This is a genomic window from Streptomyces sp. 2323.1 (genome assembly GCF_900221035.1).
In the GTDB taxonomy this organism is placed as follows: Bacteria; Actinomycetota; Actinomycetes; order Streptomycetales; family Streptomycetaceae; genus Streptomyces; species Streptomyces sioyaensis.
In genome coordinates this window covers 6,243,534-6,266,705 of record NZ_LT907981.1, presented here as the reverse complement: position 1 = coordinate 6,266,705, position 23,172 = coordinate 6,243,534, and the positions used below count along the sequence as shown (strand labels likewise).

Below are 23,172 nucleotides of genomic sequence, written 5' to 3'. Positions count from 1 at the left end.
TCCGAGGCGACTCAGGGGACGGCTCAGGGAAGGTTCCGGGGTGGTTCAGGGCCGGCTCGGGGAGGTCCGGGCGACGGTTGAGGGAAGAGTTTGGAGTGGGGCCATGACACGCAGCGCACTGACCGGCGAAGAGGTGCTGACGACCGCCGCCCGGCTGGTGCGGGCGCACGGCCCCGCGGCGCTGACCATGCGCCGGCTCGCCACCGAACTCGGCACCGCCGTCACCTCCATCTACTGGCACGTCGGCAATCGCGAGTCACTGCTGGACGCCCTCGTCGAGCGCACCGTCCGGGAGATGGGCGAGATCCACCCCTCGGGACGCACCCCGCACGCCCGCATCATCTCGGTCGCCCGCGCGCTGTACACGGCGCTGCGCGAGCGTCCGCAGCTGATCGCGATGGTGCACGAACGCGGCCTGACGGAGCGGATGTTCCTGCCCGCGCAGCAGGCACTGGTCCATGAGATGCACGCCGCCGGGCTGTGCGGCGAGACGGCCGCCGAGGCGGTGCGGGCCGTCCAGTTCCAGGTCGTCGGCTTCGTCCTGGTCGAGCGCAACCGGGAGCGGTCGCCCGAGCAGCATCCGAGCGAGGGCGAACTGTGGAACTCCCCCACCGCCGAGCACGATCCGGCGCTGGCCCGTGCGCTGGCCGGTCCGGTCGACACCGAGCGGCTGTTCACCGTGTCGCTGGACGCGCTGGTGACGTCGCTGCTCTCCGCCGGAGGGGCCGGGTGAGGGGGTGGTGGCCTCGCCTGAGTGGGGCTCAGCTCCGGGTGGGACTTGGGGTTCGCCTCTGGGCGGGGCCGGGCGGCGGGCTGGCCCAACGCCATCGCCGGGTGGGACGCAGCCGGAGAGGCGCTCACCTCGACCGGGCCCGCTCGCCGGTAGCCGGGGCAAGCCGTACGACCGATGGGCCATTTGGGCGGTTTCCTTCCACTGCTCCCTTTAGGTGCCCGATTCCCTGGCTTTTGGGGGTGCAGTGGGTTTTCCCGGCGGGGTGCAGTGGTTTTCCCCGCCGCCCACCCCCCTTCGGGGGGTGGGCGGGTGAGGACAGCAGGCCCAGCGGGACGTAGCCAGGTCAGGACAGCAGGCCCAGCGGGACGTAGCCGGGTGAGGACAGCAGGCCCAGGCACCCAGCAGATCAAAAACCCAGCAGGATCAAGCGGCCGGCAAGGCAAGAGCCCACCCCGCCCCGAACCACCGCCCCACTCCCTCACCCGGCCTGCTCCCCCAACCCTCCCCATCCCGCCCCACCCCAGCCGTTCTCAGCCATTCCCGCCCCATCTCGTTCCTTCCCACCCGTACCCGTCCTCCCGTCAACTCCCGCCTCCGCCCCGGAATTGCAGGCGAGCCGTACGCGTCGTGGGCCGTTACCGGCGGCGCCCCACCCGCGTTGCGGCCGACGGCGGTTCGGTGGCTGTCAGTGGCGGCCCGTATCCTCAGGGACCATGCTCGAAGACCGCATGGCAGCAGCCGACCCGATCGCGCCGAAGATCGGGCAGCAGCCGGGCCCGCAGACGCCGCCGGCTCCCTGGCCGACCGCATATCCCCAGGGATACGCGGTGGTCGACGTGGAGACCACGGGCCTGGCCCGTGACGACCGGATCATCTCCGCCGCCGTGTATCAACTCGACGCCCGGGGCGAGGTCGAGGACCACTGGTACACCCTCGTCAACCCGCAGCGGGACCCGGGACCGGTCTGGATCCACGGTCTCACCAGCGCCGTGCTCGCCGATGCCCCGCTCTTCCCGGAGATCGTCCCGGAACTCTCCAAGCGGCTGGAGGACCGGGTCCTGGTCGCCCACAACGCCATGTTCGACTGGTCGATGATCGCCCGCGAGTACGCCCGCGCCGCGGCGGCCGCGCCGGTGCGTCAGCGGCTGTGCACCATCGCCCTGTCCAAGGAGCTGCAGCTGCCGCTGCCCAACCACAAGCTGGAGTCGCTCGCCGCCCATTACGGCGTGGTGCAGCAGCGCGCCCACCATGCGCTGGACGACGCCCGGGTGCTGGCCGAGGCGTTCCGGCCCAGTCTGCGGCGGGCCGCGCAGGAGAATCTGCGACTGCCGCTGCTGACCTGCCAGCCGCTGACGGAGTGGTCGGACGCCCCCGCCCCCCGGCAGCACCCCACCGCCTCGTCCTACCGCCCCACGTCCTGGCGGCCGTCCCGTAAGCGCCCGGCGTGCCCCTACCCCAACCCGGGGCGCTATGAGGTGGGCGGCCGGCTCGTCCAGGGGATGCGGGTCGCCTTCTCCGGCGACACCTCCGTGGACCGCGAGCTGCTGGAGGACCGGGCGATCGAGGCCGGGCTGCATGTCGCCACGAGCTTGTCCCGGCTCACCAGCCTGCTGGTGACCAACGATCCCGACGCCCGTACGTCCAAGACCGCCAAGGCCGCCTCGTACGGCACGGTCGTGATCGACGAGGCGGCCTTCATGCAGCTGCTGCAGGACGTGGCTCCGGCGCGTGCGTCCGGGTGAAGCCCGGTCAACACACCCGTCGGCACCTCGCCCCGCGCGGGCGGCGCCCGCACCCTGTGGCGCATGGCACGTTGTGAGGTCTGCGGAAACGAATACGGCATGACGTTCGAGGTGCACGCGCAGGGCGCGGTGCACGTCTTCGACTGCTTCGCCTGCGCCATCCACCGCATGGCGCCGATCTGTGAGCACTGCCGGTGCCAGATCATCGGCCAGGGCGTCGAGGCCGACCAGAAGTGGTACTGCGGTGCCCACTGCGCCCGCTCGGACGGGAGGGTGGGCATCGTCGACCGGGTCTGATCGGGCAGGTCCGGCGGACCGCAGTGCGGGTACGGGAGCGCGTGACCCCGGCGGGTCCGCCGGACCGGAGCGCGAGCCCCCGGCCGGACCCGCCGCCCGGGGGCAGTGGCGCCCCAGGTACCGTCGAAGCCGTGTACCGCTTCCTGTTGTCCCGGCAGTGGGTGATCGTCACCCTCGTGGCTCTGCTGCTGATCCCCGTCATGATCAAGCTGGGCTTCTGGCAGCTCCACCGCCATCAGCACAAAGTGGCACAGAACCAGCTCATCGCGCGCAGCCTGGCGGCCAGGCCGGTCCCGGTCACCGAGCTGACCGCCCCCGGCCGGACCCTCCCCCGCCACGACATGTGGCGCACGGTCACCGCCACCGGCACCTTCGACACCGCGCACGAGGTGGTGGTCCGCCAGCGCACCGCCGCCGACGAGCAGAGCATCGGCTACTACGTGCTGAGCCCGCTGGTGCTGGGCAACGGCCAGGCCGTGCTGGTCAACCGCGGCTGGATCTCGGCGGGCAACGACCTGACCAAGTTCCCGGACGTGCCGGCAGCCCCCAAGGGCAAGGTCACCGTGACCGGCCGGATGATGGCCGACGAGACCACCGCGTTCAGCGGAATCAAGGACACCAAGGGCCTGCCCCCGCGCCAGATCATGCTGATCAACAGCAAGGAGCAGGCGAAGCGGGTCGGCCGGCCGACGCTCGGCGGCTATATCGAGCAGACCGGGCCCGAGCCGGCCGGCGGCACCCCGGAGCTGGTCCCCGAGCCGGACCATGACTCCATCGGCCCGCACATGGCCTATGCGGTCCAGTGGTGGCTGTTCGCGGCGGCGGTGCCGGTCGGCTGGATCGTCCTCGTACGCCGTGAGCGCCGCGACCGTGCCGAGGCGGCGGCCAAGGAGGCCCGGGAGGCCGCGGAGCCCCGCGAGACCGGAAACGCCGAGGACCCGCAGGACGGCGGGGACGCACACGACATCCCGGGTCCGCAAGACGTCCCGGATCCGCAGGACGGCGAGGAAGCCGCCACCGCCCCGGCCCGCGGGTAGCCCGGACAGCCGCCCCACCGCGTAGCGCGGGCGCCGGGCGGGAAGGTGCGAGGCGTGCATCCACATATCGAGGACTACGCGCTCATCGGTGATCTGCAGACCGCCGCACTCGTCGGACGCGACGGCTCCATCGACTGGCTGTGCCTGCCCCGCTTCGACTCCGGCGCCTGCTTCGCGGCGCTCCTCGGCGGCAAGGAAAACGGCCACTGGCGGGTGGCTCCCCGGTCCGCGGACGCCCGCGCACAGCGCTCCTACCGCGGCGATTCGCTGATCCTCGACACGGTGTGGGAGACCCCCACCGGCAGCGTCCGGGTCATCGACTTCATGCCGCAGCGCGACCGTGCGCCCGATGTCGTACGGATCGTGGAGGGCCTGCGCGGCAGCGTCGAGATGCGGAGCGAGCTGCGGCTGCGGTTCGACTACGGGCGGGTGGTGCCCTGGGTGCGGGCCACCGAGGGCTGCCGGTTCGCGGTCGCGGGACCGGACTCCGTATGGCTGCGCACCCCGCCGCAGAGCAGCACGTACGGCAAGGACTTCAGCACCCGCTCGGACCTCACCGTCGCCGAGGGCGAGCGCGCCGCGTTCGTGCTGACCTGGCACCCCTCGCACGAGCCGCGGCCGGTCCAGATCGAGCCGTACACGGCGCTCCAGGACACCCTGGACGACTGGCACACCTGGTCCGCGCGCTGCCGCTACGACGGGCCGTACCGCGAGGCCGTGATGCGCTCGCTGATCACCCTCAAGGCGCTCACCTACGCGCCGACCGGCGGCATCGTGGCGGCCCCCACCACCTCGCTGCCCGAGGAGCTGGGCGGGGTGCGCAACTGGGACTACCGCTACTGCTGGCTGCGCGACGCCAGCCTCACCCTGAACTCCCTGCTGTCCGCCGGCTATCTGGAGGAGGCCGGCGCCTGGCGGGACTGGCTGCTGCGCGCGGTCGCCGGTGCCCCCGACGATCTGCAGATCATGTACGGGCTGGCGGGTGAGCGGCGGCTGCCGGAGGCCGAGCTGCCGTGGCTGACCGGCTACTGCGACTCCGCGCCGGTCCGTATCGGCAACGCCGCCGTCGAACAGCGTCAGCTCGATGTCTACGGCGAGGTGCTGGACTCCTTCCATGTCGCGCGCCGGGCCGGGCTGCCGTCGGAGCCGCACGCCTGGAGCATCCAGCGCGCCCTGGTGGACTATCTGGAGTCCACCTGGCGCGACCCCGACGAGGGCCTGTGGGAGATCCGCGGGCCGCAGCGGCACTTCGTGCACTCCAAGGTCATGGCCTGGGTCGCGGCCGACCGGGCGGTGCGGGCGATCGAGGCGAACCCGAAGTTCAGCGGGGACGCCGACCGCTGGCGGGCGATGCGCGAGGAGGTCCACCGTGAGGTGTGCGAGCACGGCTACGACGCCGAGCGCGGCACCTTCACCCAGTTCTACGGCTCGAAGGAACTGGACGCCGCGACCCTGCTGATCCCCCGGGTCGGCTTTCTGCCCGGTGACGACCCACGGGTGCTGAACACCATCGACACGGTGCGCCGGGAGCTGACGCACGACGGTCTGGTGCGCCGCTACAGCACGGAGGGCGGCTCGGTCGACGGGCTGCCGGGCGGCGAGGGCACCTTCCTGGTCTGCTCGTTCTGGCTCGCCGACGCCCTGCAGCTCAGCGGCCGGCGGGACGAGGCCCGGGAGATGTTCGAGCGGCTGCTGGACCTGCGCAACGATGTGGGGCTGCTCTCCGAGGAGTACGACCCGGCCGCGGGGCGCCAGCTGGGCAACTACCCGCAGGCGTTCAGCCACATCGGCCTGGTGGGGACCGCCTTCGGCCTCCTCGACGGAGCAACGGCAGACTAGGACCATGGATCTCGGACTCACTGACCGGACGTACCTTCTCACCGGGGCGACCCGTGGCCTCGGCTTCGCCACCGCCCGTGAACTGGTCGCCGACGGCGCCAATGTGGTGCTCACCGGGCGCACCGAGGAGAGCGCGGCCGCGGCCGCCGCCTCGCTCGGCGACCGTGCCCTGGGCGTGGCGGCCGACAACGCCGCCGCCGATGCCCCCGACCGTCTGCTGGCGGCGGCCCGTGCGCGCTTCGGCCGGCTGGACGGCGTGCTGATCAGCGTGGGCGGCCCGGCCCCCGGCAGCGCCGCCGACAACACCGACGAGCAGTGGCAGTCGGCCTTCGAATCGGTCTTCCTCGGCGCGGTACGGCTGGCCCGTGCGGCCGCCGCCGAGCTGCCGGCGGGCGGGGTGATCGGCTTTGTGCTGTCCGGGTCGGTGTACGAGCCGATCAGCGGTCTGACCATCTCCAACGGACTGCGCCCCGGGCTGGCCGGCTTCGCCAAGTCGCTCGCCAACGAGCTGGGGCCGCGCGGCATCCGCGTCCTGGGGGTGCTGCCCGGCCGGATCGCCACCGACCGGATGACCCAGCTCGATGCGCTCTCCGGCGACCCGGAGGGCAGCCGCGCCCGCAACTGTGCGTCCATCCCGCTGGGCCGTTACGGCACGCCGGAGGAGTTCGGCCGGGCCGCGGCGTTCCTGCTGTCGCCGGCCGCCTCGTACGTCACCGGTGTGATGGTGCCGGTGGACGGCGGGGCCCGGCACGGGTTCTGACGAGGGGACGGCACGCCGCCCCCACCGCAGGGCCCTAACTGACCCGCTCCGGCCGGTGCTTGACCGCCCGCAGCCGGACCTCCGCCGGCAGCTCGTCGAGCCCGGCCGAGTGGCGGGCGTGCGCCACCGCCTCGTGGGACAGCCGCCGCAGGACGGTGCCCGGGTCGGCGTGCGGGGCCAGCGCCAGCAGCGCCCTGACCTGCGGTGCGGTCCGGCTGCCGGTCAGCAGCACACCGGCCCCGTCGACGCCGTCCAGCGACTCCGTCTCGGCCGCGACGGCGGCCGCCAGCGCCCGGCCGCGCAGCTCGGCGCCCTCGCCGTCGCCGCTGTCGACGAGGATCTCCTGCAGCCGGTGCCGCCGCAGCTGGGACAGCAGCCACCACAGCATCAGCAGTACGAAGACGGCGAGCGCCGCGATGACGACCGGCCACCACCAGCCCTGGTGGGTCCAGCGGGTGCGGGCGTCCGCGGGGAGCAGCACCTCGCCGGGCCGGGACCACGGCCAGCCGGAGGGCAGGCCGAGATGCCACTTCGCGGGCAGGTCGAGACCGCCGAACAGCACCGCGCCGCCGGTGCCGAACAGCACCACACCGGCCAGGCCGAGCAGCACCCGGTTGGTCGTTCTGCGGACCCTGAGCATCGCGCTCACCCCTTCTTCGGGCGCCGGACGTGCACCGTCAGCCGCAGCGGGTGCGCCAGCCCCAGCTGCCGCAGCCCCTCGCCGAGCGAGACGTCGAGGTCGGCGCGGACCTCGTCCAGCTCGCGGAAGTGCGACACGGCATGCGCCTTGGCCTTGCGGCGGCCGACCTTCATCCGTACGGACTGCACGCCGGCGACCTCCATGGCCCGGTCGCGCAGCACCAGCGCGGCGGCCGACCGGTCCAGCCCGGCCCGGATACCCGGCGCCGTCCGCCGCATCGGCAGCACCTGGCGCAGCCCGGGGGTGAGGGCCAGCACGATCAGCCAGATGCCGAGGACCACGGCGAGCGCGGCGGCGCCCAGCACCCAGGGGTTGTCGAGCGGACGGGTGGCCAGCTCATGGGCGAGGCGCCGGCGCCAGGCCATCGCGGGGCGGTCGGCGCGCACCGCGGCCACGTCGTAGAGCAGCAGCCCGGCGGCAGCCAGCAGCAGCAGCGCGACCACGGCGGCCGGCACCCGGCGGGCCGACCAGAAGCGCCCGGTGCCGTCGTCCTCGTCGCTGCCCGCGGGGGCGTCGTTTCCCGGTCCGGACCGTGCCGCCTCGTCCGCGGTGTCGGGTGTCTTGTCCAGCGTGGGCAGCCGCCGGGTGTCCGCCGGCCGCGCGTCGTCGTCGCTCATCGCACTCTCCCCCGGTCGGTACGGTCCAGCTGCGGTGAGTGCAGCCGCTCGACCTCCACCGCGACCTCGGGCACCGCCATGTTCGCCAACTCCTGCACCCGTTCGGTGACATGACTGCGCACCACGCGGCTCTGGGCGCCGATGTCGGAGGGGTAGCCCAGCTCCACGGCGATCCGTACCCGTGCCTCGCCGAAGTTCCGGCGCTCCTCGCGCCGGTGCACGGTCACCGTCGCGTGGGCGTCCGTGCGGGCGCGCGGGGACTCCCGGCGCAGCGCCTCCCGGGCCGCCTGTGCGGCGATCTTCGCCACCACCCGGTCCGCGATTCTGGTCGCGCCCCGCTCACCCGCCGGTACGGCGGCGGGCGGGGACACCGTCGCCACCCGGCCTCACCGCCGCCGCTCGTCGCGCTCGCCGCGACGCGGACGGAAGAATTCGCCGGCTTCCAGATCCCCGTCGAGGAATCTGCCGACCACGAACCCGATGGCGCCCAACGCCGCCACCAGGACAAAGGCGCCGAAGCCACCGAAGAATCCGGCGAAGCCCAGCGCCATACCGGCCAAGAGGCCGGCCACGGCCATGCTCATCGTGCGCTCCTTCGCTACCGCTCCGGACGGCCCCGGCTAGTGGAGCCGCGGCTCTTCCTCTTCTTCGTCCACCTCGTCGGGGAGTTTGACATCGCTGACCGCGATATTGACCTCGACGACCTCCAGGCCCGTCATCCGCTCCACGGCGGAGATGACGTTCTCCCGCACCGACCGCGCGACATCGGCGATGGCGACGCCGTAGTCGACCACGATCTCCAGATCCACCGCGGTCTGCACCTCGCCGACCTCGGCCTTGACCCCGCGGGTGACGGTCGCGGACCGGCCGCCACCGGGCACCCGCTCGCGCACGGCGCCGAGCGTACGGGCGAGACCGCTGCCCATGGCGTGCACACCGACGACATCCCGGGCCGCAAGACCGGCGATCTTCTCCACGACACCGTCGGCGATGGTGGTCCGCCCACGGGTGGCGGGATCGCCGCCGCCCCTCTTGGTCGGGGTCCTGGGTGCCTCTGCCTGCTGGCTCTCGCTCATCGCCGTACGTCCCTTTCCGCGGGGAGAAGCGGTCCGCCCGCTCCGCTGCCCACAGTAGGTCCGGTTCGTCCCTTTTGCCGTGGGGGATGCGGCAGCGGAGTGCTCCCTACGGCGCCGTGCGGGACAGCGCGCTGTTGTGGGGTCCGGTCTGCGGCAGGCTGGGGGCGTGGTCCGGGACGTGCCCGCAAGAGGGGCCGGGACCTGCCGGGAAAGGGGTGACGCGGTGACCGCGAACCAGTGGGCGCAGGCGGTGCGGACGCAGCTCAAGATCGGCCGGATGCTGCCGCTCGGCGGGCCGGCGGACGGGTCGTGGATCACCGAGCAGGCCGCCGCCGGGGTCCTGCGGACGGCCGCCGGGACACCGCCCGGAGTACGCCTGGGCTCACTGCGGCTGTCGGTCGCCGACCCCGACCGCGCCCCGGAGCCCGCGGTGCCGGCGCCCCCGAGCGCACTGCCGCCGGGCCCGCTGCGGATCGAGGCGGATTTCGCCGCGACCGGCGACCGGCCGCTGCCCATGGTCGCCGACCAGGTACGGGCGGCCTTGCTGGAGGCGTCGGTCCGGGAGCTGGGGCTGGTGGTGGCCATGGTGGATCTGCGGGTCAGCGGCCTGCTGGACGAAGCCTCTGACGAGGCAGCCGGGGCACCGCCGCCCGCCCCGGCGGGCGGCCCGCCCGCCGAACCGGTGACGGAGGAACGGAGCGGCGCGACGCAGGACGGGGCGGCCGGGATCGCCGCGGTCGTCCTGGACGTCGCGGGCGTGGCCCGGCTGGCGCCGGTCCTCGGCTCGTCACGTCCGGTACGGCTCACCGACGGGCATGCGCTGATCCAGCTGGCGACCGCGCCCGGCCACCGGGCGCTGGATGTCGCCGCCGCCGTACGGCAGGCGGTGGCGGCCGCGCCGCCCGCGGTGTCGACGGTCGCCGTGCTGGTCACGGCGGTGGAGCAGGGCTGAGGCGGCCGACCGGGCAGCCCGGCCGGCCGCCTGCCGCGGTCCGGGACGGGGCGCTACTCCCCCACGCCCGCCAGGTCGCGCAGCCGGCGCGCCTGCGCGGCCCGCTCGGCGATGCGCTGCTCCTCGTACGTACGGCCCGCGGCACCGGCCAGCAGGGCCTTGGTCTCGATCACGGCGTCCCGCGGCGCGGCAATAAGCGCGGCGGCCAGGTCGGCCACCGCGCCGTCGAGCTCGTCCGCGGGCACCACGACATTGGCGAGGCCGATCCGCTCGGCCTCCTCGGCATGCACGAAGCGCCCGGTGGCGCAGATCTCCAGCGCCCGGGCGTAGCCCACCAGCCCGACCAGGGGGTGGGTACCGGTCAGGTCCGGTACGAGTCCCAGGCTGGTCTCACGCATGGCGAACTGGACGTCCGGCGCGACCACCCGCAGATCGCAAGCGAGTGCGAGCTGGAAGCCCGCGCCGATGGCGTGTCCCTGCACGGCGGCGATGGACACCAGGTCATTGCGCCGCCACCAGGTGAACGCTTCCTGGTACTCGGCGATGGTGGCGTCCAGTGCGCTGTCCGTGCCACGGGCGAGGTCGATGAACGACGGCTCGCCGTCGAAGCCCTCGGGCGTGAACGCCTGACGGTCCAGGCCGGCGGAGAAGGACGCGCCCTCACCGCGCAGCACCACGATCCGTACGGTGCCCGGCAGCAGCGAGCCCGCTTCGGCGAGCGCCCGCCACATGGCCGGGGACTGCGCATTGCGCTTGGCCGGATGGGCGAGGGTCACCGTGGCGATGGCATCGTCCACGGTGAGTCGCACACCGTCCTTGTCGAGCAGAGTCATCAGCGCCTCCGAGTCAGCCAGCCGCACCTGCGTGCGTAAGTGACTGAACGGTAACCTCCCGGCCGACGGCTTCGTCGGCCGGGGGGACACCGTTGCACTCAAAGGCGTGGCCGTCAGGCCGAAGCGGCCTTCTTGCCCCTCGTGGCTCCGCCACGACCGCGCAGGACCACACCGGATTCGCTGAGCATCCGGTGCACGAATCCGTAGGACCGGCCGGTTTCCTCGGCCAGTGCCCGGATGCTCGCACCGGAGTCGTACTTCTTCTTCAGGTCTGCCGCGAGCTTCTCGCGCGCGGCGCCGGTTACCCGGCTGCCCTTCTTCAGAGTCTCGGCCACCCGTGCCTCCTCGTGGGAAGTGCGCTCTGGACTCTCATGATCACCCCTCCCCGGCTTCCTGGCCACCCATTCCGCAAGGTCTCTACGACATCCTTTGCCGTCGGACACCCGGCCGGCCGGGCCGGAAGCGCTCATTCCAGCTGTCCAGAAGGCCCTCCGAGCCCGGATTTCCCCGAGAAATGGCAGGTCAGGCGGTATGGGGCCAAAAAGGTGACGGCCGGGCCGCAAGGGCCCGGCCATCCGTCGCAGGCTCGCCGGTGTACGAGCCGTTCTCACTCAGATGATGGATCACACGTCGGCCGAATGATCCATACGGCATGATCCATCCGCCGCGGTCAGGCCAGCGCGACCAGATCCGCGTAGTCCTGGCCCCACAGGTCCTCGACGCCGTCGGGCAGCAGAATGATCCGCTCCGGCGCCAGCGCGTCCACGGCTCCCTCGTCGTGCGTCACCAGGACCACCGCGCCCGTGAAGGTGTGCAGCGCGCCGAGGATCTCCTCGCGGCTGGCCGGGTCGAGGTTGTTGGTGGGCTCGTCGAGCAGCAGGACGTTGGCGGAGGAGACGACCAGGGTCGCCAGGGCGAGCCGGGTCTTCTCACCGCCGGAGAGCACCCCGGCGGGCTTGTCGACGTCGTCGCCGGAGAAGAGGAAGGAGCCCAGCGTCTTGCGGATGGCGACCAGGTCCATGTCCGGGGCGGCCGACCGCATGTTCTCCAGGACCGTGCGGTCCGGATCCAGGGTCTCGTGCTCCTGGGCGTAGTAGCCGAGCTTCAGACCGTGGCCGGGGCGGACCTCGCCGGTGTCCGGCTGCTCGACGCCGGCCAGCAGCCGCAGCAGGGTGGTCTTGCCGGCACCGTTCAGGCCGAGGATGACGACCCGGGAGCCCTTGTCGATGGCCAGGTCGACATCGGTGAAGATCTCCAGCGAACCGTAGGACTTCGACAGGCCCTCGGCGGTGAGCGGGGTCTTGCCGCAGGGCGCCGGGTCCGGGAAGCGCAGCTTGGCGACCTTGTCGGAGGCGCGCACCGCCTCCAGACCGGCGAGCAGCTTGTCGGCGCGCTTGGCCATGTTCTGCGCGGCGACGGTCTTGGTGGCCTTGGCCCGCATCTTGTCGGCCTGGGTGTTGAGCGCGGCGGCCTTCTTCTCGGCGTTCGCGCGCTCGCGCTTGCGGCGCTTCTCGTCGGCCTCGCGCTGCTGCTGGTAGAGCTTCCAGCCCATGTTGTAGACGTCGATCTGGGAGCGGTTGGCGTCCAGATAGAAGACCTTGTTGACGACGGTCTCGACCAGGTCGACATCGTGGGAGATCACGATGAAGCCGCCGCGGTAGGTCTTGAGGTAGTCGCGCAGCCAGACGATGGAGTCGGCGTCGAGGTGGTTGGTCGGCTCGTCGAGGAGCAGGGTGTCGGAGTCCGAGAACAGGATCCGGGCCAGCTCGACGCGGCGGCGCTGACCGCCGGAGAGCGTATGGAGCGGCTGGCCGAGGATGCGGTCGGGCAGGCCCAGGCTGGCGGCGATGGTCGCGGCCTCCGCCTCGGCGGCGTACCCGCCCTTGGTCAGGAACTCCGTCTCCAGGCGCTCGTACTTCCGCATGGCCTTCTCGCGGGTGGCGCCCTTGCCGTTGGCCATCCGGTCCTCGTTCTCGCGCATCTTGCGCAGCACGCTGTCCAGATCGCGGGCCGACAGGATGCGGTCGCGGGCCAGCACGTCGAGGTCGCCGGTGCGCGGGTCCTGCGGCAGATAGCCGACCTGGCCACCGCGGGTGACCGAGCCGGCGGCGGGGATGCCCTCCCCGGCCAGCACCTTGGTGAGGGTGGTCTTGCCGGCGCCGTTACGGCCGACCAGACCGATGCGGTCGCCCTTGGCGATACGGAAGGAGGCGGACTCGATGAGAACGCGGGCGCCGGCGCGCAGCTCAAGGCCGGAGGCGGTGATCACGGGAAAAAGCTCCAGGGTCGGAAAAGACGGCGGAATGGACGGGACGGTCCGAGGCGAGCTGCGCCGTCTAATGAACCCAAGGGAGAACTGCCATGGGGGCAGTCTATCTGCCCCGTGCAAGTGGTTTTTCATCCCACGTTGTCGGCTTTCCCGCCGTGGGTGTTGTTCGCCGTTGCGCTTTGCGGCGCGGCGCACGTGGTCGGCTTTCCCGCCGCGGTGTCGTCTCGCCGTTGCGCCTGCGGCGGGCCGGGTGGGTGTCGGGTGCGGTGACGGACCTCCGGGGGCCGGTGTGTGGGACTGCTTCGCTTTACGTCCCACACACCGGCCCCTCCGGCCCGTCCCCTCCCGTGGGTGGAGTGAGTGACGGTTGGTGGGGGCGCGCCACGGTAGCCAGCTCACTGCGACCGACTAGGGACACCGGACCACCTACAAGCACCCCCAACGGCCAATTTCCTCCCCACCCACGGGAGGGGCCGAGCCGCAGGACGAAGTCCGGAGGAGCGGCACCGCACCCAACAACCCACGCCCGCCGCAGGCGCAACGGCGAGACGAAACACGGCGGGAAAGACAAAAACGTGCGCCGCGCCGCAAAGCGCAACGGCGGGCCAGCCGACAACGTGGGAGTCAGACACCGCCCGTGTGGACCTGGAACGCCGCGCGCCGTACCGCCTTGGCGAGGGCGGGATCCGGGTGGGCCGCGGCAAGCGCCACCAGGACCTGGACCGTACGGGGGTGCCCTACTGCACGGACCTCCTCCAGGAGGCGCGGGACCGAGCCCTGGACCGCCGAATCGAGGTGGCGGACCAGGAGTTGGGTCTCGCCGTGGTCGGCCACAGCCGCCGCCGTGTCGACCCACAGCCAGGTCGACTCCTCGCGGGTGAGCACATCGGGTGCGGTCTCCGGGTCGCCGCCCTCGTGCTCGACCAGCCACAACAGGGCGTACGGCCGCAGGGCCGGCTCGTCGGCCGCGGCCCGTACGGCGGCCTCGGCCGGGGCGCCGACCGCCCGCAGTGCCTCGAAGGCCAGGCCGCGCAGCAGCGCGTCCTCACCGCGGGCCACGGTCAGCAGCTCCTCGACGGCCGAGCCGACGGAGCGGGCGGCGAGCCAGGCGCGGTACTCGGTGCGGGCCGGGCCGGGGGTGAGCCGGGCGCAGCCGCGCAGCATCGCCTCCGCGGACTGTTCGATATGGCCGGCCGGGCTCTGCGCGGCGACACAGATCTGTTCCAGCTTGACCCACACCGACCAGTTGCCGAGCGGTGTGAGCTGCGCCTCGGACGCCTCGTACACGGCCTCGTGGACGCCGTCCGGCGCACCGCCCGGCGGCACCAGCGCCCCGACGATCCGCAGCGCGTCCAGCGCCCAGGCCAGCAGTTCGGCCAGCGACGCCCCCGCGGCGTCGTCGGCCGCGGCTGCGGTGTCCTGGGGGCCGTCCGGGGCGGGCTCCTGGCCGTAGGGGACCTCGCAGCGCTCCGTGCGCAGCTCGGCGACGCGCTGGCCGAGCATGTCGAGCAGCACCGGCAGCTGGACCGGCCCGGCCGACAGATGCAGCAGGGACAGCAACTGCGGCAGCGCCTCGACGACTTCGGCGACGATCGCGGGGCCGGCCGCGGCCGGGGCGGGGCGGGCCAGCGACCAGGCGTCGAAGAGTGCGACCCAGCCGCGCAGTACGGCGGTGTCGTCGCGGTCCCAGGCGCGCAGCCGCCAGCCGGGGCGGGCCAGGCCGTCGTGGAGCTCGACGAGCCCGGCGAGCCGGGCCCGGTCCCAGTCGACGCGGACCTGCTGCGGTGTCAGGCGCAGGGCCTCGGCCGCCCGTTCCACCGCCGCTTCGGGCAGGGCGCCGTCGGGCCCGGCGCGCAGGCTGCCGCCGGTGCCGTCGGCACTGTCGGCCCACCGGGCGAGGCGGGCCGCGCCGGCCAGCACGGCGCGGGCCTGCCGGGCCAGCTCCGCGGGCGGCGGAGTGCCCTCGGGCGGGCGGGGCGCCGGGCGCTTGGTCCTGGTTGTCACCGCTCGGCGGGCGGCCCCAACCGGTTGACGGGGGACGAGTCGGAGCCGGGAGTCGCGCGGGGTACGGGACGTCACAGGAGCAGTGTTGCCGCTGACGGCCCGAAAGCCCAATCGGAACCCGGCGTGCGGCCTTTTGGGGCCGGGGCATTTCGCCGTCCCATCCCTGATGGGCGGAGTTGTCCTGCCGTTTGCCCGGGCTTCATGGGGGCGGCGTCGGCGGGGAGGCGGCGGGCACCGGGAGCCGGTACCGGTGCTGCAGAGACCGGGCAGCGGTGCTGCATGAGGCAGCGGTGCTACATGAGAGGGGTGAGGAAGCGCCGTAGTGCCTCTTCGTAGCCCGAGGGGTCGGCGTTCCACATCGCGGCGTGCGGGGCGTGCGGAACCGGCTGAAGCGTGATCAGGTCGGCGCGGCGGGCGGCGAAGGAACGGGAGGCCGTCCAGGGGGCGATCCGGTCGTCGGGGCCGTGGAAGAGCAGGGTGGGAATGTCCAGCTCCTCCGGGTCGACGGCGTCGACGGGGTGGTCCAGGGGAATCCCCGTGGAGCCCTCGGCGGCGCGCACCACCAGCGGCAGCAGGGCGCGCGGGACCCGCCGGGCGGCGGCCAGCGCACGGACCGTGGCATTGCGGTCCAGGACCGGGGAGTCCAGGACGAGACCGCTGATCCGGTCGCGCAGCGCGGAGCGGGTGGCGGCCCGCAGCGCCATGGTCGCGCCGGTGGACCAGCCGTGGAGGACGACGTTCTGGGCGCCGTAGCGGAGGGCGTAGCGGATCGCCGCGTCCAGATCGCGCCATTCGGTGTCGCCGAGGTGGTGGATGCCGTCGGCGGTGCGCGGGGCGCCGAGGTCGTTGCGGTAGGCCAGGTCGAGGACGGGCAGCCGGTGGCGGTGCAGGAACGGCATGGCCACCATGGGGTGCTCGCGGGTGGTGCCCAGGCCGTGTGCGGTGATGACCCAGGTGTCGCGGACGCCGGGCACGAACCACGCCGGGAGCGAGCCGAGTTCGCCGGGGACGTCGACGTCGGCGTAGTCGAGGCCGAGGGCGTCCCGGGGGTTGCCGATGTGCACCTGCGGGGTGAGCCGCATCCGCTTGCCCGGCCGCAGCGTGCCGTGGGTGACCCGCTCCAGGCGGCGGACGACGGCGTCGGCGGGGTGCGGGATGCCGTGGACGACGGAGCCGACCACGGCGTGGCAGCCGTTGCCGGTGAGCCCGTAGGTGCCGGGCCGCATGGCCGCCAGGCTGCGGGTGAGGGCGATGCGCTCCTCGGTGGCGGAGTGCACGGTGAGCCGTGAGTCGCCCGGGAACGGCTGGTCGGGCGAGGGTTTCAGGGCAGTGTCGCTGGCGTACCGGCCGACCGCCACGGCGGCCGCCCCGGCACCTATCACGGTGATGGCGGCCGCGGCCGCCGCAGTACCCAGGCGCACCTCACCAGTGTGCGCAGCGCCGCCGGGTGCGGCCACCTGGCGGAGTCGGGCGGGTGAGTGGCCGGGGCGGCGGCCCGGGACGGGGTCAGGCCTGGCCGCGGCCTCGCTGGCCGTAGCCGCGCAGCCGCTCCGCGGCCGCGTCGAGCTGCCCGGCCGACAGCAGGCTAGGGGTGTGGCCCGGTACGGACTGCGCGGTGAGCCACACGCGGCACATCCACTCCAGCTGGGCGGTGCGGTCCAGGGCCTGGTCCAGGCTGTCGCCGTAGGTCATGGTGCCGTGGTTCTGCAGCAGGCAGCCGGTGCGGTCGCGCAGCGCGTCGAGCATGTGGGCGGCGAGCTCGTCGCTGCCGTAGAGCGCGTAGGGGGCGACGCGGACGGGGCCGCCGAGCGCCGCGGTCATGTAGTGGACGGGCGGGAGTTCGGGCACGAGGGTGGAGACGGCGGTGGCGTACGGCGCGTGGGTGTGGACGACGGCGGCGGCCGGGGTGCTGCGGTAGACCGCCAGATGCATCGGGAGTTCGCTGGTCGGCCGGAGCGTGCCGATGATCTGGGTTCCTGCCAGGTCGACCGCGGTGAGGTCGCCCGGCCCGAGCCGGTCGTAGGGGACGCCACTGGGGGTGACCAGGACCAGGTCCTTCAGGCGGCAGGAGACATTGCCCGAGGTGCCGACCACCAGGCCGTCGGCGACGGTCCTGCGGGCGGTCGTGACCAGGTCGCTCCAGGCTGCGGCGAGGTGGTCGGGGTGGTCCTTCATGGGTCCTCCGGCGCGGGGCGGCGAATGCGGATACGGATGGGGATGGGGATTACGGATGCGGTGCGCGACACCGTACGAGCGAGGCGGGCGCTGTACGTCGCGGCCCGCCGAACCGGTGCGTGCCCTCCAGGGATAGGCGTGATTCTTCAGGGATACCCCTACCGCTGCTCTGGAGGCGGCCGGAATCGGACCCTCGTGCGACGGGGCCTGGGAGCATCGGGGAGCCGGGCCTGCACGCCGTCCGTCCGGGTGCACCGCGGCTGCCGCCAAGCGGCCGCGACCTGCAAAACGGCGCGCAGACACAGCATCCGCAGTTCGCCAACGGGTGAGGCGGAAGTGACAGCGGAGGTGCCTCCGCGTGAACAGTGCGGTGGTGTCACCACCCCGCCCGTCCCAGTTCACTTTCCGTTCACCCACTCTCCGTACGGTCCCAGCGACACTGACCTTCGAACTGATTGCCTGGGTGAATGGAACACATCACGCTTCTCATCGGGATCGTGATCGTCACGGCCTTGGTGTTCGACTTTACGAACGGCTTCCACGACACGGCCAATGCAATGGCCACCACCATTTCCACCGGGGCATTGCGACCCAAGACCGCGGTGGCGATGTCGGCAGTGCTCAACCTCGTCGGTGCGTTTCTGTCCGTGGAGGTGGCCAAGACCATCTCCGGCGGGATCATCGATGAGGGCGCCGGCATCAGACCAGAAGTGATCTTCGCCGGCCTGGTCGGCGCGATCGTCTGGAACCTGCTGACCTGGCTCGCGGGTCTTCCCTCCAGCTCCTCCCACGCTCTCTTCGGCGGTCTGATCGGCGCGACCCTGGTGTCCGTCGGCACCCACGGTGTGCACGGCGATGCCGTGGTGATGAAGGTCCTGATCCCGGCGGTGGCCGCCCCGTTCGTGGCCGGTCTGGCCGCGATGGCGGCGACCCGGCTCACCTACCGGCTGACCCGCAACCGCGACGAGGCGGACACCGCCAAGGGCTACCGCGCGGGGCAGATCGCCTCCGCCGCCCTGGTCTCGCTCGCGCACGGCACCAATGACGCCCAGAAGACGATGGGTGTGATCACGCTCGCGCTGATCACCGGCGGGGTCGTCGCCCCGCACGCCGACCCGCCGCTGTGGGTCATCGCCTCGGCCGGTCTGGCCATCGCGCTCGGTACGTACCTGGGCGGCTGGCGGATCATCCGCACGATGGGCAAGGGCATCACCGACATCCAGCCGCCGCAGGGCTTCGCCGCCCAGACCGGCGCCGCGGCCACCATCCTGGCCTCCTCCCACCTCGGCTTCGCGCTCTCCACCACCCAGGTCTGCTCCGGTTCCGTGATGGGCTCGGGCCTGGGCCGCAAGGGCGGCGTGGTGCGCTGGTCCACGGCCGGCCGGATGGTCGCCGCCTGGGGCCTGACGCTGCCGGCCGCCGGTGCGGTCGCGGCGGGCGCCGCGTTCCTCGCCGGTCAGGGCGACTGGGGCGTGGCGGCGGTGGCGGTCCTCGGACTGGGCATCTGCGGCGCGATCTGGGCCGCCTCCCGGCGCAAGCCGATCGACGCCACCAACGTCAACGAGGGCCCGGCCGCGGAGCCGGCGGGTGTGGTGACCGCCGCGCTGCGCAGCGTCTCCCCGCCGCCGGCCGGCCAGCCGGTGCCGGCCGCCGACGCACCGGAAACCGCCGGGGTGCCCGCCCAGCCGACCGCCCCCGACGCCGAGGTGCCCGCCGAGCCGGCCGGGCCCGACGCCACCCCGACATCCGCCCCGCGCCCCCAGGCCGCGACGGTCACCCGCTAGCTGTCATCACTTAAAGGAACCTCATGACCATCGACTGGACAGCTCTCGGCCAGGTCTTCGGCGTCACCCTCGTGGTGACGGTCGGGATCGTGGGCCTGTTCACCGCCGGCATCGTCGGGGCGTCCCGCAAGCCGGCCCAGGAGGGTGCGGCGGTCGCGGTCGCCGCACCGGGTGCCGGTGCGCGGGCCGGTGCGGTGGCCGCCTTCGCCCTGTGCGCGGTGGCCGTGACCTACGGCATCTATCTGATCGTCGCCGCCTGACGCAGCCGGAAACGGCGGCGCACCAAGCGGCCACGCCCTAGGCGTCCGGCGGAGCACGGCATCAGCCGTCGTCCGCCGGGCGCCTTTCCTGTGGGGTGCCCCGGCCGCCGAGTGCGTCATCGGCCTGCCGGGCCAGCCGGTCGGCGATGGCGGTGCCGCCGCTGCCGTTGAGATAGGCGGCCACGCCGAGCTGCAGGACCTTGCTGAACGTCTGGTAGTGGGCGCTGCGCGGGCGCGGGGCGGCCGCCATCAGCGCGTCGTGCAGGGTGCGGGGGTCGGGCCGCGGCTCCGGCTGCCCCGTGGCGCCGTGCTCCGCTTGCTCCGCACCGACGGGCGGCAGCGGGCAGCGCGGCGCCTTGGCCCCCTCGCGGTACGCCGAGTCGCGGGTGGCGGCGAACCCCCGCTCCAGCAGGCAGCGTTCGCTGCCCGGGTCGGTCAGCGCCTCGATCAGGGCCCGGGCGCCGGCCGGCCGCTTGCTGCCGGCCGAGATCGCCAGATTCTGTCCGCCGAGCACCGACAGCCGCCGGCCGTCGGACGGCCGGGCCGGCAGCTGGGCGACGTCGAAGGCGGTGCCGGCCGTGAGCTTTTCGGCGACCGAGGCGTACTCGACCGGCCAGTTGCGCATGAACACCGCACGCCCGTCGGCGAACCAGCGGCGGCTCTCGGTCTCGTCCATCGTGACGGCCTCGTGCGGCATGAGCGTGCCGAGCCGGTCCTTGAGGTCCGCGATGCCCAGCTGGAGCGCGCCGACCTGCTCGCCCTTGGCGAAGCCGGTGGCGTACGGGTCGCCGCCGTTGGCCCAGGCGGACTCCAGGGTGTTGACGGTGAGGCCTTCGTAGGGCCGCAGCTGGGCGACCATGCCGTACATCCTGGGCCGTTTCTTCTTCCCGGCCCGGGCGTCCTGGTCCGAGCGGCGGTTGTAGGCGTCCGCCGCCTGGAGGGCCCAGGCCTTCAGCTCGCCCCAGTTGGCGGGCGGGCGGTGGTGGCCGTGGGCGTCGAGGAGGTCCTTGCGGTAATAGAGCAGCCCGGCATCGGTGTTGAACGGGACGCCCCACACCTTGCCGTCGTACTCCACCGTCTTGGCCACGCTGCCCAGGAAGTCGCCGTCCAGGCTCGCGGGCCAGGGCCGGATGACGCCCGCTTCGGCGAACTCCGCGGTCCAGGCCACATCGAGGTTGAGCACGTCGTAGCCGCCGTTGCCGGACTGGCCCGCCGCCAGCAGCTGGCTGCGCTGGCCGTCGGCGGTGTCGGGGAGTTTGACGATCCGGACGGTGTGCCCGGTGCGTTTCTCGAAGGCGCGGATCAGGTCCTGCCGGACGCCGGAGCTGCTGAGATCGCTGCCGGTGGCGAGGACGATCGCGCCCTTTTCCGGGACGTTCTGATCCCCCGGCTTACAGCCGCTGACCGCGGTGAGCAGCGCCAGGCCGGCCAGCGCGGCGCCCGCCGTGGCGCGCTTGGCGGTCATCGCTCCCCCTTGGTGGCCGTGCCGATGGAGGCGATCCGGCCGGCCAGGGTGTCGACGGCCTGCGGGCCGCCGGGTACGCACTGGCCGTGGGAGGCCCCGGCCAGTTGCCGCAGGGCGAAGCTGTCGCAGCCGGACTTGCCCAGCACCAGGGCCAGGATGGGCACCTCGGGCCCCTCCCCGACGAGGGTGCCGAGGGTGCGGTCGACGCTCGCCGCGCGGCCGCCCGTGCCGTCGTCCTCGTCGAGGAGGAGCACGATGGCCTTGTTGGGGGCGGTGGACTTCTTCATGGTGCGGACCGCGCGGGTCAGTGCCTCCTCCATCGCGGCGCCGTGATCGACGAGTTCACCGCCCGCGACCCGGTCCAGTGCGGCCTTGCCGCGGGCCGGGTCGTCGCTGCCGAGCGGGACCAGCTCACGCACCGCCGCGCGGTCGTCGGGGTGCGCACGGTCCGGGAAGGCCCACAGGCCGTAGGTGTGCCGGGCGCCGGCCATCTCCAGGGCGCGGCCGGCCGCGCTCAGGGCGACCGGGAGTTTGCCGCCGTCCGCCATGGAGGTGGAGGTGTCCATGAGGATCAGCACCTGGCTGGACTTCTGTGCCTTGTCGTAGCCGTCCAGTACCCGGGCCACCTGGTCGGCGCCGGCCGTGTAACGGGAGACCCGGCTGTCGCGGTTGACGTCCGCGCGGCTGTCGCTGAGCGGTGAGCCGGCACCCGGGGTGTGGTGGTCCACTCCGCGGTAGCCCTGCGCGCCCAGGGTGCGCTGACCGCCGTCCGGGTCGCGCAGCCAGGTGGCGAAGCGGGCCACGGCGGCCCGCCGCGGGGTGGCGTCGGTGGTGCCGCGCCAGTCGACGCGGATGAGGGGATGGTCGAGGGCGGGGACGTTCTCGGGGTAGTAGGCGACGTAGCGGTCGTGCACGGGCAGCGCGGAACTCAGGGCGGGGCAACTGCCGATGGCCCGCCCGAGGTTGTAGTCGGCCAGGGACTTCTCCGACACCAGCGGCGCGGACCTGGTGCGGTCGACGGCGCCGGAGGCAGCGGCGTCGGGCCGCAGTGAACACAGGAGTTCGGTGCTGCCGGCGTACTGGCTGCCCGGGGCGGAGAGCCGGTCCTCGGCGGTGCGGGCGAGCGCGGGGTCGGGATCGGGGCCGTACGGCGAGGCGGCGCCCGGGCCGCCGTGGGCGAGGTAGAGGCCGATGGTGTGCAGCAGTCCGGTGCCGGACAGTACGGGGCTGGGCCGCAGGAGCTTCAGGTCGCGATGCGCGTGGTCGGTGCCGGTGAGCAGCTCCGGCCAGGAGGCGCCGCCCGGTTCGACGTCGTCCAGCCGCCGGTTCGCGGGGATGCCGACGACCAGGGGGGTGTAGGCGACCGGGTCGCCGTAGTGGAGGGTCGCCGGGGATCCCGTGGCCGGCATGCCGCGACGGGCCTCGTAGTAGTCGGCGGTGGATTCCGGTATCCAGATGTCGGGCTGCGGGCCGGGACGGTTGAGGGGGTCGACGCCCCTGTCGGCCGGGCGGCCCTTGCCGGTGCCGCGGGCCTCGCCCTGCCAGCGGTCGGCGGCCGCGAAGCCCTGGTCGACCTGGTCCTTGGCCGCGGAGTACACGGTGATCTGGGCGCGCCGGCAGCCGTCGGGGAGGTCGCCCTCGCCGCTGAGGGGCCGCAGGTTGGCGCCGGACATCTCGTAGTCGAAGGCGGCCTGGCGCAGGGCGGGTTCGGCCTCGGGAGCGGTCAGCAGGCGCAGTTCGAGGGCGGGCGGGCAGGGCGCGTCGGCGTTCGGGAGGTTCAGCACGACGAGGCCCGCGGCGGCCGGGACGAGGATGATCGCCGACACCAGCAGGATCCTGAGCCAGTGCTGGAAGGAGGACTTCAACCGGCGGCGCAGCCGGATCCGCAGCGGGGTCGGGGGCCGTATCTCGGGGGTGGCGAAGGACAGGATGACGTCGTCGACGGTGTTCTGCTTCGCCGACCGCGGTTCCCAGATGTCGCCCATCGGGGTCCGTTCCGCGGCGAGTTGTTCCCGCAGCACCCGGACGAGGTCCTCGAAGGTGACGCACCGCCTGCCGGGTAAGCCCTGTTCCAGGGTCTGGCGGACGGCACGGGTGAAGACACTGCCCCCGGTGGGCTCCTCGCCGCTGAAGATCCGGCGGTTGGGCTGCGCGGCCATCAGCAGCGACATGGGCTTGCGGCAGTTGTGGAAGGCCTCCCCCGCGTTCCCGGCGTAGCAGCACTCCAGGATGATCACGATCCGGTCGGCCCGGGCGTTGTCGAGGTAGGACAGCACCATGTCCTGCCAGGAGACGGTCTTGTGACGCCGTTCCGAGGCGCCGACCATCAGCTGCAGATTGCCGCCGTCCCGGCCCACCCGGCCGTGGCCGGAGAAGTAGACCAGCAGCAGTCCGCGCGCCTCCTGGGTGACGGTGTCCAGCGCCTGTTCCACCTCCCACGGCTCCTGCGGGCGGCAAACGACGACCTCGCCCCGAGTGAACAGGTCGGCGCCGGGGGCGAGCAGGGCGCGTTCGAGTTCCTGGGCGTTGTCCTTCACCGCGGGGAGCGGGCGCAGATGACGGTAGTCGTCGACACAGATCAACAGCGCCCGGTTGACCTTGCCCCGCGCGTCGTATTCGGACATCCGGC

The 23,172-nt window shown here is 73.1% G+C and carries 22 protein-coding genes; 9 read left to right on the top strand and 13 right to left on the bottom strand.

What is annotated here, in order from left to right; translation table 11 throughout:
* Nucleotides 1–103 precede the first annotated feature (103 nt).
* The 6 genes from CPH93_RS26990 (at nucleotide 104) to CPH93_RS26965 (ending at nucleotide 6,408) form a co-directional block, all read left to right on the top strand.
* Nucleotides 104–733, top strand: a complete 630-nt coding sequence (locus CPH93_RS26990; protein WP_096214312.1) for a TetR/AcrR family transcriptional regulator — start codon at nucleotides 104–106, stop codon at nucleotides 731–733.
* Between the two features lie 713 nt (nucleotides 734–1,446).
* Nucleotides 1,447–2,475, top strand: coding sequence for a DEDDh family exonuclease (locus tag CPH93_RS26985; RefSeq protein WP_231976968.1), 1,029 nt, complete (start codon nucleotides 1,447–1,449; stop codon nucleotides 2,473–2,475).
* 63 nt (nucleotides 2,476–2,538) lie between these two features.
* Complete coding sequence (locus tag CPH93_RS26980; protein ID WP_006606380.1) at nucleotides 2,539–2,772, top strand: hypothetical protein; 234 nt, start codon at nucleotides 2,539–2,541, stop codon at nucleotides 2,770–2,772.
* Nucleotides 2,773–2,903: 131 nt separating this feature from the next.
* Complete coding sequence (locus CPH93_RS26975) at nucleotides 2,904–3,809, top strand: SURF1 family cytochrome oxidase biogenesis protein (RefSeq protein ID WP_096214311.1); 906 nt, start codon at nucleotides 2,904–2,906, stop codon at nucleotides 3,807–3,809.
* Between the two features lie 54 nt (nucleotides 3,810–3,863).
* Nucleotides 3,864–5,648, top strand: a complete 1,785-nt coding sequence (locus CPH93_RS26970) for a glycoside hydrolase family 15 protein (RefSeq protein ID WP_093482548.1) — start codon at nucleotides 3,864–3,866, stop codon at nucleotides 5,646–5,648.
* A 4-nt stretch (nucleotides 5,649–5,652) separates the two neighbouring features.
* The gene (locus CPH93_RS26965) at nucleotides 5,653–6,408 is read left to right on the top strand and encodes an SDR family oxidoreductase (protein WP_093482549.1); all 756 of its coding nucleotides are present in this window, start codon (nucleotides 5,653–5,655) and stop codon (nucleotides 6,406–6,408) included.
* 34 nt (nucleotides 6,409–6,442) lie between these two features.
* On the opposite strand, the gene amaP is transcribed toward CPH93_RS26965, so the two are convergent.
* From amaP to CPH93_RS26940, 5 genes are read right to left on the bottom strand one after another with little or no spacing between them, the layout of a single operon-like run.
* Nucleotides 6,443–7,048, bottom strand: coding sequence for an alkaline shock response membrane anchor protein AmaP (amaP, locus tag CPH93_RS26960; RefSeq protein WP_093482550.1), 606 nt, complete (start codon nucleotides 7,046–7,048; stop codon nucleotides 6,443–6,445).
* Between the two features lie 5 nt (nucleotides 7,049–7,053).
* Nucleotides 7,054–7,725 (bottom strand): DUF6286 domain-containing protein, encoded by a 672-nt coding sequence (locus tag CPH93_RS26955; protein WP_096214310.1) that lies wholly within the window; start codon nucleotides 7,723–7,725, stop codon nucleotides 7,054–7,056.
* Nucleotides 7,722–8,105, bottom strand: a complete 384-nt coding sequence (locus tag CPH93_RS26950) for an Asp23/Gls24 family envelope stress response protein (protein WP_096214309.1) — start codon at nucleotides 8,103–8,105, stop codon at nucleotides 7,722–7,724. Before CPH93_RS26950 ends, CPH93_RS26955 begins: the two co-directional genes overlap by 4 nt.
* 6 nt (nucleotides 8,106–8,111) lie before the next feature.
* Complete coding sequence (locus CPH93_RS26945; protein WP_006606373.1) at nucleotides 8,112–8,309, bottom strand: hypothetical protein; 198 nt, start codon at nucleotides 8,307–8,309, stop codon at nucleotides 8,112–8,114.
* A gap of 36 nt (nucleotides 8,310–8,345) precedes the next feature.
* On the bottom strand, nucleotides 8,346–8,801 hold the full coding sequence (locus CPH93_RS26940; protein ID WP_093482553.1) for an Asp23/Gls24 family envelope stress response protein: 456 nt from the start codon (nucleotides 8,799–8,801) through the stop codon (nucleotides 8,346–8,348).
* Between the two features lie 223 nt (nucleotides 8,802–9,024).
* Between CPH93_RS26940 and CPH93_RS26935 the strand changes: the two genes are divergently transcribed.
* Nucleotides 9,025–9,753, top strand: a complete 729-nt coding sequence (locus tag CPH93_RS26935) for a hypothetical protein (protein ID WP_096214308.1) — start codon at nucleotides 9,025–9,027, stop codon at nucleotides 9,751–9,753.
* Nucleotides 9,754–9,806: 53 nt separating this feature from the next.
* Here the strand turns inward: CPH93_RS26935 and CPH93_RS26930 are convergent, their stop codons facing one another.
* The 6 genes from CPH93_RS26930 to CPH93_RS26905 all read right to left on the bottom strand — a co-directional run bounded on the left by CPH93_RS26930 (nucleotide 9,807) and on the right by CPH93_RS26905 (nucleotide 17,034).
* A complete protein-coding gene (locus CPH93_RS26930) occupies nucleotides 9,807–10,586 on the bottom strand; it encodes an enoyl-CoA hydratase/isomerase family protein (RefSeq protein WP_093488547.1) in 780 nt (259 codons plus the stop codon).
* A gap of 113 nt (nucleotides 10,587–10,699) precedes the next feature.
* Complete coding sequence (locus CPH93_RS26925; protein ID WP_006606369.1) at nucleotides 10,700–10,921, bottom strand: helix-turn-helix domain-containing protein; 222 nt, start codon at nucleotides 10,919–10,921, stop codon at nucleotides 10,700–10,702.
* 335 nt (nucleotides 10,922–11,256) lie between these two features.
* Nucleotides 11,257–12,855, bottom strand: coding sequence for a ribosomal protection-like ABC-F family protein (abc-f, locus tag CPH93_RS26920; RefSeq protein WP_006606368.1), 1,599 nt, complete (start codon nucleotides 12,853–12,855; stop codon nucleotides 11,257–11,259).
* Between the two features lie 624 nt (nucleotides 12,856–13,479).
* Complete coding sequence (locus CPH93_RS26915; RefSeq protein ID WP_093482555.1) at nucleotides 13,480–14,934, bottom strand: hypothetical protein; 1,455 nt, start codon at nucleotides 14,932–14,934, stop codon at nucleotides 13,480–13,482.
* A gap of 218 nt (nucleotides 14,935–15,152) precedes the next feature.
* Complete coding sequence (locus CPH93_RS26910) at nucleotides 15,153–16,280, bottom strand: alpha/beta hydrolase (protein WP_093482556.1); 1,128 nt, start codon at nucleotides 16,278–16,280, stop codon at nucleotides 15,153–15,155.
* Between the two features lie 85 nt (nucleotides 16,281–16,365).
* The gene (locus CPH93_RS26905; protein WP_093482557.1) at nucleotides 16,366–17,034 is read right to left on the bottom strand and encodes a class II aldolase/adducin family protein; all 669 of its coding nucleotides are present in this window, start codon (nucleotides 17,032–17,034) and stop codon (nucleotides 16,366–16,368) included.
* Nucleotides 17,035–17,501: 467 nt separating this feature from the next.
* On the opposite strand from CPH93_RS26905, the gene CPH93_RS26900 reads away from it, so the two are divergent.
* Nucleotides 17,502–18,818 (top strand): inorganic phosphate transporter, encoded by a 1,317-nt coding sequence (locus CPH93_RS26900; protein ID WP_093482558.1) that lies wholly within the window; start codon nucleotides 17,502–17,504, stop codon nucleotides 18,816–18,818.
* 23 nt (nucleotides 18,819–18,841) lie between these two features.
* Complete coding sequence (locus CPH93_RS26895) at nucleotides 18,842–19,078, top strand: hypothetical protein (protein WP_093482559.1); 237 nt, start codon at nucleotides 18,842–18,844, stop codon at nucleotides 19,076–19,078.
* A 61-nt stretch (nucleotides 19,079–19,139) separates the two neighbouring features.
* Here the strand turns inward: CPH93_RS26895 and CPH93_RS26890 are convergent, their stop codons facing one another.
* Nucleotides 19,140–20,543, bottom strand: coding sequence for an extracellular solute-binding protein (locus CPH93_RS26890; RefSeq protein ID WP_096214307.1), 1,404 nt, complete (start codon nucleotides 20,541–20,543; stop codon nucleotides 19,140–19,142).
* Nucleotides 20,540–23,167, bottom strand: a complete 2,628-nt coding sequence (locus CPH93_RS26885; protein WP_096214306.1) for a caspase family protein — start codon at nucleotides 23,165–23,167, stop codon at nucleotides 20,540–20,542. The genes CPH93_RS26890 and CPH93_RS26885 overlap by 4 nt, the downstream gene beginning before the upstream one ends.
* Between the last annotated feature and the right edge of the window lie 5 nt (nucleotides 23,168–23,172).

Bases quoted from the DNA above. Each gene is read 5' to 3' on its own strand.
- CPH93_RS26990 (WP_096214312.1), top strand. From the start codon at position 104: ATGACACGCAGCGCACTGACCGGCGAAGAGGTGCTGACGACCGCCGCC.
- CPH93_RS26985 (WP_231976968.1), top strand. From the start codon at position 1,447: ATGCTCGAAGACCGCATGGCAGCAGCCGACCCGATCGCGCCGAAGATC.
- CPH93_RS26980 (WP_006606380.1), top strand. From the start codon at position 2,539: ATGGCACGTTGTGAGGTCTGCGGAAACGAATACGGCATGACGTTCGAG.
- CPH93_RS26965 (WP_093482549.1), top strand. From the start codon at position 5,653: ATGGATCTCGGACTCACTGACCGGACGTACCTTCTCACCGGGGCGACC.
- amaP (WP_093482550.1), bottom strand. From the start codon at position 7,048: ATGCTCAGGGTCCGCAGAACGACCAACCGGGTGCTGCTCGGCCTGGCC.
- CPH93_RS26955 (WP_096214310.1), bottom strand. From the start codon at position 7,725: ATGAGCGACGACGACGCGCGGCCGGCGGACACCCGGCGGCTGCCCACG.
- CPH93_RS26945 (WP_006606373.1), bottom strand. From the start codon at position 8,309: ATGAGCATGGCCGTGGCCGGCCTCTTGGCCGGTATGGCGCTGGGCTTC.
- CPH93_RS26940 (WP_093482553.1), bottom strand. From the start codon at position 8,801: ATGAGCGAGAGCCAGCAGGCAGAGGCACCCAGGACCCCGACCAAGAGG.
- CPH93_RS26930 (WP_093488547.1), bottom strand. From the start codon at position 10,586: ATGACTCTGCTCGACAAGGACGGTGTGCGACTCACCGTGGACGATGCC.
- CPH93_RS26905 (WP_093482557.1), bottom strand. From the start codon at position 17,034: ATGAAGGACCACCCCGACCACCTCGCCGCAGCCTGGAGCGACCTGGTC.
- CPH93_RS26900 (WP_093482558.1), top strand. From the start codon at position 17,502: ATGGAACACATCACGCTTCTCATCGGGATCGTGATCGTCACGGCCTTG.
- CPH93_RS26895 (WP_093482559.1), top strand. From the start codon at position 18,842: ATGACCATCGACTGGACAGCTCTCGGCCAGGTCTTCGGCGTCACCCTC.
- CPH93_RS26890 (WP_096214307.1), bottom strand. From the start codon at position 20,543: ATGACCGCCAAGCGCGCCACGGCGGGCGCCGCGCTGGCCGGCCTGGCG.
- CPH93_RS26885 (WP_096214306.1), bottom strand. From the start codon at position 23,167: ATGTCCGAATACGACGCGCGGGGCAAGGTCAACCGGGCGCTGTTGATC.